Genomic DNA, 16,830 nt, shown 5'->3' with positions numbered 1-16,830 from the left:
GACCGCCCCTCCGTTGGGAGGACGCCTAAAGACGCAGGCCCGTGGCCGCGTCAAACAGATGCACCCGCGCAGGGTCCAGCACAAAGGACAGGTCCTGCCCCGGCTCGGCCTCGATCCGGTCGCGGATCACGGCGTCGATCCTTTGCGCGCCCAGATGCGCAAAGATCAGGGTTTCCGACCCCGTCGGCTCCAGGATGCCGACCTTGACCCGATTGCCACCCGGACCCACGCCAATATGTTCGGGGCGGATGCCATAGACGACCTGACGGCCTGCGGGCGTATCGGGCGCAGGAAGGGCGATACCGTCTTCGGTCATGACGACCGAAACCCCATCACGCGTGGCCGTCACCCCCTTCAGGAAGTTCATCGCCGGCGACCCGATGAAGCCCGCGACAAACAGGTTCCCCGGCCGGTCATAAAGATCCAGCGGCTTGCCCACCTGTTCGACGCGGCCATCCTTCATCACGACGATCTTGTCAGCCATGGTCATGGCCTCGATCTGGTCATGGGTCACATAGATGATCGTGGTCTTGAGCCGGCGGTGAAGCTCTTTGATCTCCACCCGCATCTGGACGCGCAGCTTGGCATCCAGGTTCGACAGCGGCTCGTCGAACAAAAACACCTGAGGGTCGCGGACAATCGCGCGACCCATCGCGACGCGCTGCCGTTGCCCGCCCGAAAGCTGTTTGGGAAAGCGATTCAACAGCTTGGTCAGGTCAAGGATTTCCGCCGCGCGACCGACTTTGGCGTCGATTTCCGACTTTGGCGCGCCCTTGATCATCAAGGAGAATCCCATGTTTTCGGCCACGGTCTTGTGGGGATACAAAGCATAGGACTGGAAGACCATCGCGATGTCGCGGTCCTTGGGCGGCACGTCGTTGACGACGCGGCCGCCGATGGCCATTTCGCCGCCGGTGATCGTCTCCAGCCCCGCGATCATGCGCAGCAGGGTGGATTTCCCGCAGCCCGAAGGCCCGACCAACACGACGAATTCGCCGTCCTTGATGTCCACGGAAACGCCATGGATGACCTTGACGTCGCCATAGCCCTTGACGACTTGCCTGATACTGACTTCGGCCATTGTGGTTCCTTACGGGAGTTCGATTTGCATTTTCACCTGACCTTTGGGCGCGGTGGCGGCGACCTCAAAGGCGTGGACGGAGTCCTGGAAGGCGAATGTGCGGGTGATAAGCGGTTTGACGTCGATGGCGCCGCTTGCGATCAGGCCGACGCAGCGCGGAAAGACATGGGCATAGCGGAAGATCTGTTCGACGCGGGCTTCGCGGACCATGGCCTTGCCAAGGTCATAGTGAAACGGCTCGACCGGGATGCCGACAAAGACCACGACGCCACCGGGGCACAGCGCGTCAAAGACCTGACCGGCGGCGCGCGGATGGCCCGAACATTCAAAGACACATTCGACGCCCCAGCCCTCGGTGGCCTTCAGGATTTCGGCGGTGGCGTCCTGGCGGGTGATGTTGATCGTGGTGATGGCACGCGACAGGGCGGCGCCGATCTCCAGTTTCGTGTCATCCACATCGGTCAGGAACACATGGGCGCAGCCCGCAGCCAAGGCCGACAGCGCGGTGACAAGGCCGATGGGGCCAGCACCCTGCACCAAGGCGACGTCCCCCGGCTTGACCTTGGCCTTGGTCGCGGCATGGACGCCGACGGCCAGGGGCTCGACCATCGCGGCCTCGGCAAAGGAGACATTGTCGGGTAGTTTGAAGGTGTAATCCGCCGGATGAACGACCGAGGGCCGCAAACAGCCATGCACCGGCGGCGTGGCCCAGAACCGCACGGCGGGGTCGATGTTATACATGCCCAGCCTGGATGCCCGGCTGTTAGGATCGGGTATCCCCGGCTCCATGCAAACACGGTCGCCGACTTTCAGGTTGGTGACATCGGCGCCGACTTCGGTCACGGTCCCCGAGGCCTCATGCCCCAGGATCATCGGCGCCTTGACGATGAACTGGCCGATCCCGCCATGGGTGTAGTAATGCACATCCGACCCGCAGATCCCGACCGTATGGATGCCGATGCGCACATCGCGCGGGCCCAGGGGTTCGTCAATCGGGAAATCCCGCAAGGACAGTTTCAGTTTTTCTTCCAGAACGAGCGACTTCATCGCTATCTCCATTTGGGGCCGCATCAGCCGCGGGTGAGGATCAACAGAGCCACAGCCAACGAAAGCAGATGGGCGAAAGTCAAGGGCACGAAGGCCTCCAGGAAGCGCAGCCAGAACAACTCTATGGCAACCCAAAGGTAGATGCCGATGAAAAGTCGGTCGAACCAGTTGGTGACGATGGGCAGGAAACCGCGTTTCTTCATGTTCATTCCTTCACGGCGCCAAAGGTGAGACCGGCCACGATATGCCGCTGCACGACCGAAAAGATGACAAGCGCCGGGATCAGGGTGATGATGGCGATGGAGGCCATCTTGCCCCATTCGGTGCCGGTGGTGGTCACATATTCCGACAGCCCCGTGGTGATGGTGCGGGCGTTGAAACTGGTCAGCGTCGCGGCCAGAAGGAACTCGTTCCAGGCGAAGACCCAGGTCAGGATCAGCGTCACGGCCAAGCCCGGGGCAGCCAGCGGCAGAACCACATGGCGGATCACGGTCCAGGTCGAGGCGCCGTCGACGGTCGCGGCCTCGTCCAGCTCTTTCGGGATGCCGTCGATGGTGGGCCGCAGGGTCCAGATCGCGAAGGGCAGGTTAAAGGTGCAATACAGCAGGATCATGCCCAGATGGGTGTCGTAAAGCTTCCAGTCCCCAATGGCGAAGACCTTGGTGAACAAAAGGAACAGGGGCAGCAGAAACACCGCAGCAGGCGCCATCCGGTTGGTGATGGTCCAGAAAAAGATGTTCTCTTTGCCGCCGATGTCGAACCGCGACAGGGCATAGCAGGCAAAAAACGCCAGGACCGTGACCAGAACCGCATTTCCGGTCGAGATGATGACAGAGTTCAGCATATAGCGCCGCAAAGTCTCGTCGTGGAAGATCTCGGCGTAGTTGGTCCAGATCGGGTTTTCGATCAGGATCGAGGGCGTGGAAAACAGATCCACCGCGGGCGTGACCGAGATGACGAACAGCCAATAGATCGGGAACAGCGTCAGGAAGGACAGGGCCAGCCAAAGCGCCAGTTGGGACAGGGGACCGCGCATCAGAGGGCCTCTTTCTTGGGACGGGGGGCGACCAGCGCCACGTAAAGCACCCAGCACATCATCAGCGTCAGATACAAAACAATGATCGAGATGGCCGAGCCATAGCCGTAGTCGGTCTTGGGAAAGACCACCTTCCAGATGTGCAGGCCGACATAGCGGGTGGCATCGCCCGGGCCGCCTCCGGTCAGCATCCAGACCTCGTCCACCGTGCGCAAGGCGTCCATCATGCGGATAAAGACGGTGGCCAGGATCGCCGGTTTGATCATCGGCAAGGTGATGTGCCAGAAGATCTGGCGGCGGTTGGCGCCGTCGATTTCGGCCTGTTCAAATGGGTCACGCGGCAGGGCCAAAAGCGCGGCCAGCAGGGTCAGCGTGACAAGCGGCGTCCAGTGCCAGATGTCCATGATGACGGTCATCAGAAAGGCCGTGCCCGGATCGCGGCCCATGTTCATGTCATAGCCGAAGATGTTGTTCAGATAGAAGGGGATGATCCCGATCGACGGCGTGGTCATCAAACGCCAGACCGAGCCCACGACGATGGGCGCCACGATCAAGGGCAGGGTGTGGATGGTGCGAAAGAAGGCCTTGCCCGGGAAGTTCCGCATCAGCAGCTGGGCCAGGAAATAGCCCAAGATCACCTCGGAGCCGACGGCAAAGACCGCGAATTCCAGCGTGTAAAGGACCGCAGTCAGGAACTCGTTGTCAAACACAAGGCGGCGGAAGTTCTTGGCGCCGTTATAGACCATGTCCGGATTGGCCCCGAACGGGTTCCAGCGGTGAAAGGCCACGTAGACGACATAGATAAACGGCAGAATCCCGAACGTGCCCAGGATGGCCAAAGTCGGCGCCAGCATCAGCCAGCCTGTCTTGTTGGATCGCATTGTCCCCTCCCCCAGGGAGCCCCGGCCGTTTCCGGCCGGGGTCTTGATATTATTGACGATACCCGAGGTTGGTCAGCTCTTCTTCTGCCTTGGCCGCCATGGCGTCCAGGCCCTCGTCCGGACCGATTTCGCCGGTCAGGATCTGATAGAAGATCGGCGCGGTGGCCTCGCGGACCTGGGCGTGGAACGGATAGGCCGGAGCCCCCGCAAACAGTTTGCCCTGATCTTTCAGCATCGTGTAATAGCCGCCCAGCGTCGCATCCATCGCCACGACCTTGGGGTCGTCATAGGTGGCGGTGTTGGTGATGCGCGGCGCGGCGACCGCCCAATCCGGCTGAACCTCGTTCTGGCCGATGAATTGCAGGAACAGCAGCGCCGCTTCCTGGTTCTTGGACGTCACCGGCAGACCAAAGGCGCCGCCGTCGTAATAGCCGATATAGCCCGTGCCGGCCTCTGCCGCCGCCATCACGCCATCAGCGAGCGGGGGAAGCGCGAAACCAACCTGGCCCACGACTTTCGACTTGGTGGCATCGGACGCGATCCAGGCGGCGTTTTCGCCGTAGATCAGGCCCTGCGCCGCACGGCCCGCCGCAAAGGTCGTCGCGGTTTCGGTCCAGGTCGACTGCGCCGATTCCGGCGGAGCGATGTCGCGCAGGTGCAGCCAGTATTTCATGGCGGCCTTGGCTTCATCCGAGTTCATCCGGCCGCCATTCGCGACCGAGGCCGCATAGTTGTTGGCCGGGTCGATGCCCCAGTTATAGACGCCAAAGGTCGGCGCAATCGACTCGTAGTATTCATACCAGGACGCCGCATGGCCGGTATGGGCCTGCGCGGTGGTGCCCCACAGCTCCATCCCCTTTTCCTTGCCGTATTCGGTGAAGAATTCGGCAATGGCGGTATAGTCTTCATGGGTCGTGGCAGGCATCAGGTCCTTGCCGGTCTTGGCCTTGTAGGCGGCCATGATGTCCGGGTTCTCGAACAGGTCCTTGCGATAAAGGTAAAGCTTGATGAAAGCTTCCATCGGCACGCCGAACAGATGACCGTCCGCGTTCTTGAAGTAGTTCGCAAAGGTCGTGAAATTGGCGTCGTCATAGGTCGGCGCCTTCAGCTCGGGCTTGTCGGTCAGCGTCTGGGTCATGTCGACCAGGAAGTTGCGCGACAGATAGGCGTAGATGATGTCCTGTTCGATATAGACCATGTCATACAGGCCGGTGCCGGCCTCCATGTCCTTGATCGCCTTGTCATACATCTGGTCCCACGAGGTCGTCTCGATCTCGACCTTGATGCCGGTGGCGGCCTCGAACTGCGGCGCCAACACGTCCTTGATATAGACCGAAGGCGGAGAGCTTTCGGTGACGCCGTGCAGCACGACGCCCTTGTATTTCGCGCCCGCATCCGACCAGAAGTCGGCGAAAGCCGGGAAAGCGGTGGTCATCAAAACGGCCGCGATGGCCGTGATCTTGGACTTCATAAACATCCATTCCTCCTTGCTGGATTGTTTTCGTCTTTCCCACGCGCAGGGCGCAGGTTTCAGGGCCCGGAAATCGCGCCTCCTCTCGCGGTTTCGGACATAATTCGCCTGACTTCCCATAGGCTTGCCGGAGCCCGGGCAGGTGTGGCGTAACTTTACGTTAGGGGGCTTGGCGGGGTTGCGCTACGTGCAGACCGCGCCAGACCTAACCTTTTCGGCCTGAAAATCGTTTCTGCGGGGGCGAAAACTGTTCTGTGGGCTCGCGTCCCTCGGCGGCGATTCTATGCGCCGCGCGCCGGTAATCCGAAGGCGTGCGGCCGGTGATCTTCAAAAACTGCCGGTTGAAGTTGGCAATCGAGTTGAAGCCCACATCAAAGCAGATCTCGGTGATCGGCGCATGGCTTTGGGTCAGCGCCGTGCAGGCGGCATAGACGCGGGTCATCACCAGGTAACTGGCGAAGGTGTGTCCGGTCTGGCGTTTGAAGGCGCGCGAAAAGGTCTGAGGCGTCAGCCCAGCCTTGGCGGCGGCGGTGGAAAGGTCGATCTCTTCGGACAGGTTTTCGTTCAGGAACCGCATGGCGCGGTCGACCTGCCCGGGCAGGGCCGCGGCCTCCAAGGGCGCCTGGCGCGACAGGCGGCGCCGGTCGGCAGGGTCGCGCGACAGCGTCTCCAGCAGGCGCAGGAACAGGAAAAACCGGTCGGGGCCGGTGGCGGTTTGCAGCTCTTCCAGCATCCGCGCGCCGTCCCGCGCGGTGGAGCCAGTGAACTCGACCCCCCAGGCGGCATCGTCGAACAAGGCGCGCAAGCGGCCCAGTTCAGGGCAAAGGCCCGCCAGCTTTTCCGCCCAGTCCGGGGTGAACTGGATCAGCATGTCGCGGGTGGTGATCACCTCTCCGGGGGCAATGTTGGACACCCAGTTGTGCGGCACGTTGGGCCCGGTCAGCACCAGATTTCCGGGGCCGAAATCGCCCAGATAGTCGCCCACCATCATCGTCCCCGAAGATATCCGGTTCAGGTGCAGTTCATATTCCGGGTGGTAGTTGAACTTGGCCAGATGCCAGGGGTAATCGTGGCTATACCAGCGAAAGCTTTCCTCTGGCGGGCAGACGATCACTTCGTAATGCGGCACAAGGCGCAGCTGCGTTTTCATCCTCGCCCCTTATGTTGCTTTATACAACAAATCACCCTGACGGCGAGTCGTGTCAACCGGTTATTCTCGCTGCGGCTGCATTGCTGCGGGGCGCCGATCCGCGCTGCCCCCTTGACAGACGGTGGATTCGGGATTTTGTTTGGACGTGCAACATATAGGGGGCCTTGATGGCACGGCTTGGGATTCACTCTTTCGTCTGGACCGGTGGCACAACGCAAGAGGGGCTGGAGATGGCGATGGACCGCTCTGCCGCGGCGGGGTTTCAGGCCATCGAACTGGCCTATCTGCGGCCCGAGAAGTTTGACCTGGATGCCCTGGCGCGGCGTGCGCAGGCCTTGGACCTGGGGATAACGGTGACGATGGGCCTGCCGGTTTCGGCGGATGTTTCTTCGACCGACCGCGACAAGGTGGCCGCCGGAGAGGCGCTTTTGGCCAATGCGGTGGCGGCGGTGCGCGACATTGGCGGCGTCCGGCTGGGGGGAATTCTTTACTCGGCCCATACGAAATACAACGCTCTGCCCTCGGCTGAGGGGCGCAGGAATTCCGCCGAAGTCATCGCGCGGACGGCGGAAAAGGCCAAGGCCGCGGGCGTGGAAATCGTGCTGGAGGTGGTGAACCGCTTCGAGACCAACCTTCTGAACACCACGGCGCAGGGGCTGGAATACCTGCAGATGGTCGGGCGCGATGATGTGCGGCTGCATCTGGACACGTTCCACATGAACATCGAAGAGGCCAATCCCGCCGCCGCCATCCGCCTGGCCGGCGACCGCCTGGGCTATTTCCATATCGGCGAGTCGAACCGGGGCTATCTGGGCGATGGGGTGATCAATTTCGACCTGCAATTCGACGCCCTTTTGGACATCGGCTATGCCCGCGACATCACCTTTGAAAGCTTTTCGGGCGCGGTGGTGGATGAGGGCCTGTCGCTGGCCTGCGCGATCTGGCGCGACACCTGGACCGATTCTGTGCCGCTGGCCGCCCATGCGAAATCCTTCATCGACCTGAAGCAGGCCGAGGCCGCGCGCCGTCGCGTCACCAATGCCCGGCCCTGACCAATGCCCGGCCTGGACCGAAGCCGCCTTGACCAAAGCCCCCCGCGGGCCAATTCTGCCGTGATGCACAACGCCCCCCGCCTGCCCGATCTGCCCAGCGAAAAGGCCGCGCTTCGTGCGATTTATGAGGCCGGGCGGCTGTCGCGCGCCGATTTGGCGCGGGTTTTGGGGCTGAACCGGTCTTCTGCGGGGCATATCATCGCGGGGCTCCTGGACCGCGGATTGGTGCGCGAAACCTCAGAGCCCGCGCCGACACCCGGTCCGGGGCGGCCCGGCATCCTGTTGGACCTGATCCCCGAGGCGATGCGGTTTCTGGGTCTGGAAATCGGGGTCGAGCATATTTCGGTGGTCGAACTGGACTTTTCCGCCCGGGTTCTGCGGGCCGAGACCCTGGATTTCGACGGCGCCTCGCCCGAAACCGGCCTGGCCCGGGCGCTGGACTTGGCGGGGCGGCCGCCGCGGCTTGCGGGGATCGGCATCGCGGTTCCGGCGCAGATGGACCGGACCGGAGGGCTGCGGCTGGCGCCGCTTCTGGGCTGGCGTGACCTGGACCTTGCGGCGCTGGCGCGGCAGGTGGGGCGGCTGCCGGATGCCCTGCCGCTGCAGGTGGAAAACGACGCCAACGCCTTTGCGCTGGGGGTGACATGGGGCCGCCGGATGGCCGCGCCGGGGGTCACTTTGCTGGTCAACATGGAGACCGGGGTGGGCGGCGGCATCCTGATCGACGGGCGGCTGTTTCGCGGCGGCGGTGGCCTGGCCGGCGAGATCGGCCATATGCAACTGGGGCCGAATGGTCCCGGCGTCGAAAGCCGTCTGGGCCTGGGCCGGTTGATGGCCGACTATGGCGGCGGCCTGCCCGCCTTTCTGACCGCCGTGGCCGACCGAGAGCCCCGCGCGGTGCTGATCGCCGAGGATTGGGCGCAGACCCTGGCTTTTGCGCTGACCCAGACCTGTCGGATCATTGACGCCGACCGCGTGATCCTGGGCGGGTCGGTGGCGGCGCTTTATCCCTTGGTGGCGGCGCGGGTTCAGGCGCATCGGGTGGCGGCGCAGTCGCACAGCTTTGCCCTGCCGCCCATCGACCTGGCCCCGGACAGCCCCTATGGCGCGGCCTTTGGTGCGGCTGCGATGATGCATCAGCGCGCCCTGACCGGGGAAGCCACCCCATCGTGACGGGATATGTTGCACGTCATGACAAATCCGGCTACCGTGACGGCGAATCATAGGGTTGCCGGACCCCACCCGCCGCAAGGCGCTTTTTGGACCCGGCCCCATGCTCTCTTCCGACACCCTCGGCCCCACCATCACCTTCGGCGAAATCCTCGTCGAGATCATGGCAACCACCCCCGGCCACGGCTTTGGCCAGGCCCTTGACCTGCGCGGCCCCTTTGCCAGCGGGGCGCCTGCCATCTTCATATCGCAATGTGCGCGGTTGGGCGGTCAGGCGGGGATCGTCGCCTGCGTCGGTGATGACGACTTTGGCCGGCTGAACACCGACCGCCTGCGCGCGGATGGCGCCGATGTCTCGGCCGTCAGCATCCATCCGACCTTGCCCACCGGGACGGCCTTTGTCCGCTATCGCCCCGACAAAGGCCGGGATTTCGTCTTCAACATCGCCCATTCCGCCGCCGGTCAGATCGCCATGACGGACGCGGCCCGGGCGCTGGTGGCACGCGCGGGGCATCTGCATGTCATGGGGTCGGCCTTTGCCATCCCGCATCTGTGGGCGCTGCTGCAAGAGGCCATTCCCGTGGTCAAGGCCCGCGGCGGCAGCCTGTCGCTGGACCCCAACCTGCGCAAGGAACTGATGACGCCTGACACCGCCGCCCGCCTTGCGCAGGTCGTGGCGCAGGCCGATCTTCTGCTCCCCTCGGGGTCCGAACTGCAACTGGCCGCGGGCCTGCCAGAGGCATCAGAGGCCGAGGCGGTCGCGGCCCTGCTGGCCGTGGTCCCGGAAATCGTGCTGAAACGCGGCGATCAGGGGGCCACGCTGTTCACCGCCGACACGCGCATCGACCAACCCGCCTTTGCCGTCACCGAGGTCGACCCGACCGGCGCGGGCGACTGCTTTGGCGCGGCCTATCTGACCGCCCGCCGCCTGGGCCTGGCCAACCCGCTGCAACTGGCCGCCGCCGCGGGCGCCCGCAATGTCACCTGCCTTGGCCCGATGGAGGGCGCGGGCACCCTGGCCGACCTCACCCGCTTTATCGCTGAAAAGGACCCCACATGACCCTGACCGCCAAGAACATCGCCATCACCGGAGCCGCCTCGGGCATCGGGCTTGCCTGCGTCAAGGCCTATCTGGCCGAAGGCGCGACCGTCGTCCTGATCGACCGCGACGAAGCGGCACTGGCACAAGTCTGCGCTGACCTGGGGCCGAAAGCCCTGCCGCTGGTCGCCGACCTGCTGGACCCGGCCTCGATCGACCAGATCTTGCCCAAGATCCTGGCGCAGGTTCCCCATCTTGACGTCTTTCACGCCAATGCCGGCGCCTATATCGCCGGTGAGGTCTGGACCGGCGATGCCGATGCCTGGGACCGGATGCTGTATCTGAACATCAACGCGGTCTTCCGCTGTATCCACCGCATCTTGCCCCACATGATCGAGCGCGGGACCGGCGATATCCTTGCGACATCCTCGGTTGCGGGTCATACACCGGTGGTCTGGGAGCCGATCTACACCGCCTCGAAACACGCCGTCACGGCCTTTGTGAACGCCGTGCGGCGGCAGGTGTTGAAGCATGGCATCCGGGTGGGCGAGCTGTCGCCGGGGCCGGTGGAAACCGCGCTGTTGAAGGACTGGCTGCCGGAACGTCTGGCCAAGGCCAAGGCCGATGGCGCGCTGTTGGGCGCCGAAGAGATCGGCGCGGCCGCCGTCTTTATCCTGTCGCGCCCGCGGACCGTCACGATCCGCGACATCATCATCCTGCCCGCAGCCTTTGACATCTGATGTATCTGGAACGCTTTCGGTTGGAGGGAGAAACCGCCCTCGTCACCGGTGGAGGCCGCGGCATCGGCCTTGCCTGTGCCGAAGCCCTGGGTGAGGCCGGCGCGCGGCTGGTGATCCTGGAGCCCCGGCTCGAGGACGCCGAGGCCGCGGCAGAGTCGTTGCGCGCCAAGGGGATGCAGGCCCGCGCCATTCAGGGCGATGTGACCGACCCCGCGCGGATGGAGGCCTGCGCGGCGGAACTTGCCGGGGTTACTTCTGAAACCGGCGCCCCTTCTGAAAACTGGGTGCCCAGCATCCTGATCAACAACGCCGGTGTGGGGCGCAACGGGACCTCGGCCCAGGACCTTTCCGACGCGGAATGGCGCCTGATGATGGAGGTCAATGTCAACGGCGTCTTCTGGTGCGCCCGCGCTTTTGGCCGGGCGATGATCGCCGCCAAGCGCGGGGTCATCGTCAACATCGGCAGCATGTCCGGGACCATCGTCAACCGGCCCCAGGCGCAGACGGCCTACAACACCTCGAAGGCGGCGGTCCATCACCTGACGCGCAACCTTGCGGCGGAATGGGCGCCGCATGGGTTGCGGGTCAATGCCGTGGCGCCGACCTATATCGAGACGCCCATGGTTCTGGCCGTGGCCGAGAACCAGGCGCGCATCCCGGTCTGGCTGGCCGATACGCCGATGGGGCGGATGGGGCGGCCGGACGAGGTGGCGGCGGCGGTGCTGTTCCTGGCCTCTCCGGCGGCCAGCCTGATCACCGGGGCGGTGCTGGCGGTGGATGGCGGGCTGACGGTCTGGTGAACCCCGGCTTGACGGGGGCCGCCGATCTGGCCGTTACAGCGTCACGACCTTGGTCAGGTGGCGGGGCTGCGACGTGTCCAAGCCTTTCAGCAGCGCCACCTTCTCGCCCAACAGCTGCAGCGCGGGCAGAACCTCGACCGCCCGCGCCGGGCCTTTGGAGGCCAAGGCCACCGACAGATCGCCCGGCCCGCCAAAGCCGATCACCCGTGCCCCCTTGGCGCGGACGTCGGCGATGACCTTGGCCTCTTCCTCTGCCGTTTCGGCGGAATACAGCATCACGACCAAAGACCCTTCGTCGATCAGCGAGATCGGCCCGTGGCGGTATTCCAGCGGGTGAAAGGCCTGGGAAAAGCTGATCGACATCTCCATCAGCTTCAGCCCGCCTTCTTGTGCCGCGCCATACATCGCCCCGGCGCCGAGATAGACAAAATGCGTCCGCCCGCGCAGCAGGTCATCGGCGCGCTCGACCGCGGCTAGGGCGGTCGCAGCTTCCGCCGCCCGCGCCGGGGTGATGCCCGCCAGCCGCAGCCCGGCAATCAACATCAGGCTGGCCGAAACCGACATGACGATGCCTTCGTCCGCATGGGTCGGCAGATAGATCGCCCGGTCGGCGGCCTGCAGGATCGTCGACCCCGCCTCGCAAGACACGGCCAGCGTCGGCAGGCCCGCAGCCCGAGAGGCCTGGATCGCCTGCACCGTTTCCGTCGTGGTGCCCGACCGCGACAGGCCGATCACCAGCGTATCGGCGCGGTCGGCAAGATAGCTTCCCATCCGCCGCGCCCATTCCGCGCCGGGCACGGCGATGGCACGGCGGCCCTGTTCGTTGAACCCCGCCGCGATGGTCTGCGCCAGGTAATAGGACGTGCCGCAGCCCACCACGACCACGGTTCTTTGCGTGATCTCGGGCAGGGGTTGGCTTGCAGCCCCCGCCCAAAAGGGGAACTGTTCGCGGATGACTTTTTCGGTGACGTTCATGGCAGGCTCCGGGTCAGGATAGGGTCAGGATCAATTGGGGACCGGCGGCGCGGATCGCGGCGGCAGTCTCGGGGGGCAGGTCGGTCGAGATGATGCGTGTCAGGGCGCCCGCCCCGGCAAACCCATAGGTCAGGCGCGGCCCGAACTTGGACGGGTCGGCCAAAAGCGTCGCCTGCGCGGCCCGGGCGATCATGCGAGCGTTCAACCGCGCCTCGGATTCATCGGCCGACGACAGGGTCAGGTCATCCGAAATCGCGCCACAGCCGAGGAACAGGTGCTGGACCCAAAGGCTCTCCAGCATGGCTTCGGCCAGCGGTCCGGTGATCGAGGCATTTTCGGGCCGATAGGCGCCCCCCAGCAGAGTGACCTTGACGCCCGGCGCCTCGGCCAAGGTCTGTGCGATGGGCAGGCAGTTGGTGAAAACCGACAGGGCCAGAGGTTCGGCGCGGATGCGGCGGGCCAGTTGCAGGACCGTCGTCCCCGCGTCCAGAAAGACCGTGGCGCCGGGGGTCAGCAGGGCATGGGCGGCGGCGGCAATGGCACGTTTCTCGGCCAGGGCCTGGTTCTCGCGCGCTTCGAACGCCGCCTCGCGCAGGTGGGTTTCCGCCAGCGCCGCCCCGCCATGGTCGCGGGTCACGATGCCCTGTTGCGCCATCTCGGTCAGGTCGCGGCGCAGCGTCGGCAGCGACGCGCCCGTCGCCTCGGACAGAGCCGCAAGCGAGGAGGGGCCGTTTTCATGCAGGTAGCGGCGGATCAGGGCGGCGCGGGTGGGTTTCATGGCGTCAAGGATAGGGGCAAGATGATCCTTGTCAATCGTATTTCTGATCGTTACTGATCGTTACAGGAGGTTCCCATGACTCATCCCTTTCTGATGTCCCTTCCCCAGAACCGTGGCGCGCTGGGGATCACCTCGGTCTGTTCGGCCCATCCCCGCGTGATCGCCATGGCGCTGCGGCAAGGCAGGGGTCGCCCCGTGCTGATCGAGGCGACCTGCAACCAGGTCAACCAGGACGGCGGTTATACCGGCATGACGCCTGCGGACTTCCGCCGCTTTGTGCTGGACATCGCCGCGGTCGAGGGCTTTGACCCCGCCGATCTGATCCTGGGCGGCGACCACCTGGGACCGAACCCGTGGAAGCACCTGCCGGCGGATCAGGCGCTGGATCGCGCGGCGGTGATGGTGGCCGATTACGTCACGGCGGGCTTCACCAAGATCCACCTGGATTGCAGTATGGGCTGCGCGGGCGAACCCGAGGCCCTGCCCGACGAGATCACCGCCCAAAGGGCCGCCCGTCTGGCCGCCGTGGCCGAAAAACATGGCGCCCCCGCCTATGTCATCGGCACCGAGGTCCCGATCCCCGGCGGCGCCTTGCATCATGTGGACAGCCTGGAAGTGACCTCTCCGGATGCCGCGGCCCGGACAGTCGATATCCACCGGGAGGCCTTTGCCAAGGCGGGGCTGGGGTTCGACCGCGTGCTGGGCCTGGTCGTCCAGCCGGGAGTCGAGTTCGGCAACCAGAACGTCGTCCCCTTTGCGCCCGCCAAGGCCGAGGCTTTGTCGGCGCGGCTGAACACCCTGCCTGGCATGATCTACGAGGCTCATTCGACCGACTACCAGTCCGAGGCGGCCTTGCGCGCCCTTGTGACGGGCGGGTTCGCCATCCTCAAGGTCGGCCCCTGGCTGACCTTTGCCCTGCGTGAGGCGCTGTATGGGCTGGACCTGATCGCGGCAGAGCTGGACGGGAAACCGCCCGCCATCCAACCCGCGATGGAGGCGCTGATGATCCAGGACCCGAAGCATTGGGCGAAATACTATCCCGGCACGCCCGCGGAACAGCGGCTGATGCGGCATTACTCTTATTCCGACCGCATCCGGTATTACTGGGGCCAGGCCCCTGCGCAACAGGCGGCGCGGGCGGTGCTGGACCGGCTGGGGGATCGCGACATTCCGGAAACCCTGGTCAGCCAGCACCTTGGCGCGGTCTGGTCCGAGGGGCTGTCGGCCGCCAAGGCCGAGGGGCTGCTGGATGCGGCGGTGGGGCGGGTTCTGGCGATCTATGACGGGGCGGCAAGGGGGGGCGGCAAAGGGGGCGGCGGGGTGAACCCCGCCCTACGCAAAACCCCTTCCGTATGGCCAAGATCCCGCCCGGGCCCCATGGTGTAGGGCGGGATTCATCCCGCCGCGCCGGAGTCCTGCGCCAGTGGGTCCTACGCGCTTTGGTCTTGCGCCGCGCCGTCATGCAGGGCGCGGAACTTGCCACCCTTGGCCAGCAGGTCGTCAAAGGTCCCGTCCTCGACCACCCGCCCGCCTTCAAGAAAGCAGATCCGGTCGGCGTGTTGGATCGTCGACAGGCGGTGAGCGACCACGATGGTCGTTCGCCCCTCGGACAGGGCCGCAAGCCCATCGCGCACCCCACGTTCCGAGATATTGTCCAAGGCGCTTGTCGCTTCGTCCAAAACCAGGATCGGCGCGTTCTTCAGCACCGCCCGCGCAATCGCGATGCGCTGCTTTTGCCCGCCCGACAGGAAGGCGCCATTCTCGCCCACCGGGGTCTGATAGCCGGCGGGCAGCAAGTCGATGAACTCATGCGCCTGGGCGACCTTGGCGGCCGCTATCACCTCGGCATCCGTGGCATCGCGGCGACCCAGACGGATGTTCTCCATCAGGCTGGTCGAAAACAGGAAGGTTTCTTGGCCGACATAGGAAATCGCCCCGCGCAGGCTGTCCAGTTGCGCCTGACGCAGGTCCAGGCCGCCGATCCGCAGCACCCCGGTCGTCGGGTCCTGCAAGCGCAGGATCAGGTTCAACAGCGTCGATTTCCCCGACCCCGAAGGCCCGACGAACGCCGTCGTCTTGCCCGCCGCACAAGTCAGCGTCAGGGGATGGATCGCGACCTTGTCCCCATAGGCAAAGCCCATGGCGTCAAAGGTGATCTCCAAAGGCGCAGGCGGCAGGGGCTTGGCGTCGGGCGCCTCGGTCAGAGGTTCGGGCCGGTCCATCAGGTCAAAGATCATGGCCACGCCGGCCATGTTGCCCTCGATCTGCACCCGGGTTTGCGACAGACGCCGCGCCGGGTCATAGGCCATGAGCAGCGCCGCCACAAAGGACATCAGCTGCCCGGGCGATGTCACCGTGCCCCCCAAAAGCGAGGTCGTCGACACCAGAAGGATCGCCGCAATCGCCATGCCCGCCAGGATATCCAGCATCGGCACGGTGATCGCCCCGACCCGGGTCATGGCATTGGCGCGGGCTTCGGTCTCTCGCACGGCCTTGACCATGCGGGCGTTCATCAGATCCTCCAGGGCAAAGGCCTTGATGATGCGGATGCCGGCGGCGGATTCCTGCAGCACGCGGTAGACATCGGCGATCGAGGCAAGCTCTCGCCCCGCGATCCGCCGCACGGCCTGCAGCACCAGACGCAGGCCGATGGCCGCCAGGGGGCCGATCACCAGAAACATCAGAGACAAGATCGCATGCTGCCACAGCATGACCGACACAAGGCCCACAAAGGTCAAAAGGTCGCGCACCAGACCCACGGCCAGCTGGTCGATCATCGCCCGCGCCGCCGTCGCGCCCTGGGTCAGGCGCATCAGGATGTCGGAACTTTCGGTGGCCGAGAAAAAAGCATAGTCCTGCCGCATCAGCTTGGCGAAGATCCGGGTCTGGATATCGGCCACCACCCGGTTGCCCGCCTTGGCCAGAAGCACCGCCTGCAGGAAGGTAAAGAGTCCCCGCGCCAGGAAGATCACCGTAATGGCGCCGGCCACCATCCAGATCTGACCGCGGTCCTCGGGCTTGGCCACGGCGTCGAAAAAGCTTTGCATGATCCAAGCCGAGGCGGCGGTGGCCGCGGCCACCCCCATCATCGACAGGCCCGCGCCGATATAGGTCCATTTCTGGGCCGGAACGGACAGAAGGATCACGCGCCCCAGGGGGCCGCTGAAATAACGGGAGACAATCTTGCTGCGCAGGGACACGTCGGGTTCCAGATCTTTGCCCAGCACCTAACGCGAAAGCGTGGCCTGCGCAAACCACGCTTGACGCAGGTCAAGGCAGACGGCGGCTCTCTGCCGCAGGCTTGCAGGGAAAGGAGACCAAGATGTCCAACACCCCCCATGAACTGCACGAGGAATTCCCCGCCAAGGCCGAGGCGATCCACGCCCTGCGCGCTTCGGATGACCATTTCCGCAAGCTGGCCGACAGCTATCACGAGGTGAACCGCGCCCTGCACCGGGCCGAAACCCGGGTCGACACGATTTCCGAAGAAGAGGAAACCCGCCTGCGAAAGCAGCGACTGTCACTAAAAGATCAGATCGCCAAGGCTTTGGCTTGACACCCCCAGCGGGGGCCTTGATTTGGCCCCCGCATTCTTGCATACAAAGCCTGC

General features: G+C 64.8%; 17 protein-coding genes. 7 read left to right on the top strand and 10 right to left on the bottom strand.

The annotated features are described in order from the left end of the window. Positions 1–25: 25 nt before the first annotated feature. From NX862_RS09885 to NX862_RS09855, 7 genes are all read right to left on the bottom strand, one after another. Entirely contained in the window at positions 26–1,081 is a 1,056-nt protein-coding gene (locus tag NX862_RS09885; RefSeq protein ID WP_264493743.1) for an ABC transporter ATP-binding protein, read from the bottom strand. 9 nt (positions 1,082–1,090) lie between these two features. After that, entirely contained in the window at positions 1,091–2,128 is a 1,038-nt protein-coding gene (locus NX862_RS09880) for an NAD(P)-dependent alcohol dehydrogenase (RefSeq protein ID WP_264493742.1), read from the bottom strand. Between the two features lie 23 nt (positions 2,129–2,151). Further along, complete coding sequence (locus NX862_RS09875; RefSeq protein WP_264493741.1) at positions 2,152–2,331, bottom strand: DUF2160 family membrane protein; 180 nt, start codon at positions 2,329–2,331, stop codon at positions 2,152–2,154. A 2-nt stretch (positions 2,332–2,333) separates the two neighbouring features. Next, the gene (locus NX862_RS09870; RefSeq protein ID WP_264493740.1) at positions 2,334–3,164 is read right to left on the bottom strand and encodes a carbohydrate ABC transporter permease; all 831 of its coding nucleotides are present in this window, start codon (positions 3,162–3,164) and stop codon (positions 2,334–2,336) included. Continuing rightward, a complete protein-coding gene (locus tag NX862_RS09865) occupies positions 3,164–4,045 on the bottom strand; it encodes a carbohydrate ABC transporter permease (RefSeq protein ID WP_264493739.1) in 882 nt (293 codons plus the stop codon). Before NX862_RS09865 ends, NX862_RS09870 begins: the two co-directional genes overlap by 1 nt. Positions 4,046–4,094: 49 nt before the next feature. Beyond that, positions 4,095–5,522 carry an extracellular solute-binding protein gene (locus NX862_RS09860; RefSeq protein ID WP_264493738.1) on the bottom strand — a complete coding sequence of 476 codons (1,428 nt, stop codon included), beginning with the start codon at positions 5,520–5,522 and terminating at the stop codon, positions 4,095–4,097. A gap of 199 nt (positions 5,523–5,721) precedes the next feature. Continuing rightward, entirely contained in the window at positions 5,722–6,666 is a 945-nt protein-coding gene (locus tag NX862_RS09855) for a helix-turn-helix domain-containing protein (RefSeq protein ID WP_264493737.1), read from the bottom strand. A 167-nt stretch (positions 6,667–6,833) separates the two neighbouring features. Here NX862_RS09855 and NX862_RS09850 point away from each other — a divergent pair, with 167 nt between their 5' ends. The 5 genes from NX862_RS09850 to NX862_RS09830 all read left to right on the top strand — a co-directional run bounded on the left by NX862_RS09850 (position 6,834) and on the right by NX862_RS09830 (position 11,467). After that, positions 6,834–7,718 (top strand): sugar phosphate isomerase/epimerase family protein, encoded by an 885-nt coding sequence (locus tag NX862_RS09850; RefSeq protein ID WP_264493736.1) that lies wholly within the window; start codon positions 6,834–6,836, stop codon positions 7,716–7,718. A 63-nt stretch (positions 7,719–7,781) separates the two neighbouring features. Continuing rightward, positions 7,782–8,891: an ROK family transcriptional regulator gene (locus tag NX862_RS09845; RefSeq protein WP_264493735.1), complete on the top strand. Its 1,110-nt coding sequence runs from the start codon at positions 7,782–7,784 to the stop codon at positions 8,889–8,891. Positions 8,892–8,991: 100 nt separating this feature from the next. Continuing rightward, entirely contained in the window at positions 8,992–9,948 is a 957-nt protein-coding gene (locus NX862_RS09840; RefSeq protein WP_264493734.1) for a tagatose kinase, read from the top strand. After that, positions 9,945–10,667 carry an SDR family oxidoreductase gene (locus NX862_RS09835; protein ID WP_264493733.1) on the top strand — a complete coding sequence of 241 codons (723 nt, stop codon included), beginning with the start codon at positions 9,945–9,947 and terminating at the stop codon, positions 10,665–10,667. The genes NX862_RS09840 and NX862_RS09835 overlap by 4 nt, the downstream gene beginning before the upstream one ends. Beyond that, positions 10,667–11,467: an SDR family NAD(P)-dependent oxidoreductase gene (locus tag NX862_RS09830; RefSeq protein WP_264493732.1), complete on the top strand. Its 801-nt coding sequence runs from the start codon at positions 10,667–10,669 to the stop codon at positions 11,465–11,467. Before NX862_RS09835 ends, NX862_RS09830 begins: the two co-directional genes overlap by 1 nt. 33 nt (positions 11,468–11,500) lie before the next feature. Here the strand turns inward: NX862_RS09830 and NX862_RS09825 are convergent, their stop codons facing one another. Further along, positions 11,501–12,442, bottom strand: a complete 942-nt coding sequence (locus NX862_RS09825) for an SIS domain-containing protein (RefSeq protein ID WP_264493731.1) — start codon at positions 12,440–12,442, stop codon at positions 11,501–11,503. A 13-nt stretch (positions 12,443–12,455) separates the two neighbouring features. Then, a complete protein-coding gene (locus NX862_RS09820) occupies positions 12,456–13,220 on the bottom strand; it encodes a DeoR/GlpR family DNA-binding transcription regulator (RefSeq protein ID WP_264493730.1) in 765 nt (254 codons plus the stop codon). A gap of 75 nt (positions 13,221–13,295) precedes the next feature. On the opposite strand from NX862_RS09820, the gene NX862_RS09815 reads away from it, so the two are divergent. Beyond that, the gene (locus NX862_RS09815; protein ID WP_264493729.1) at positions 13,296–14,606 is read left to right on the top strand and encodes a class II D-tagatose-bisphosphate aldolase, non-catalytic subunit; all 1,311 of its coding nucleotides are present in this window, start codon (positions 13,296–13,298) and stop codon (positions 14,604–14,606) included. A gap of 44 nt (positions 14,607–14,650) precedes the next feature. On the opposite strand, the gene NX862_RS09810 is transcribed toward NX862_RS09815, so the two are convergent. Next, positions 14,651–16,447: an ABC transporter ATP-binding protein gene (locus NX862_RS09810; RefSeq protein ID WP_264493728.1), complete on the bottom strand. Its 1,797-nt coding sequence runs from the start codon at positions 16,445–16,447 to the stop codon at positions 14,651–14,653. A 95-nt stretch (positions 16,448–16,542) separates the two neighbouring features. Here NX862_RS09810 and NX862_RS09805 point away from each other — a divergent pair, with 95 nt between their 5' ends. Beyond that, positions 16,543–16,776, top strand: coding sequence for an HP1242/YdcH family protein (locus NX862_RS09805; RefSeq protein WP_264493727.1), 234 nt, complete (start codon positions 16,543–16,545; stop codon positions 16,774–16,776). Positions 16,777–16,830 lie beyond the last annotated feature (54 nt).

This window comes from Stagnihabitans lacustris, from assembly GCF_025950525.1.
Lineage (GTDB): Bacteria > Pseudomonadota > Alphaproteobacteria > Rhodobacterales > Rhodobacteraceae > Stagnihabitans.
The sequence above is the reverse complement of the archived record's forward strand: the minus strand, read 5'-3'. Positions and strand labels throughout refer to the sequence as shown.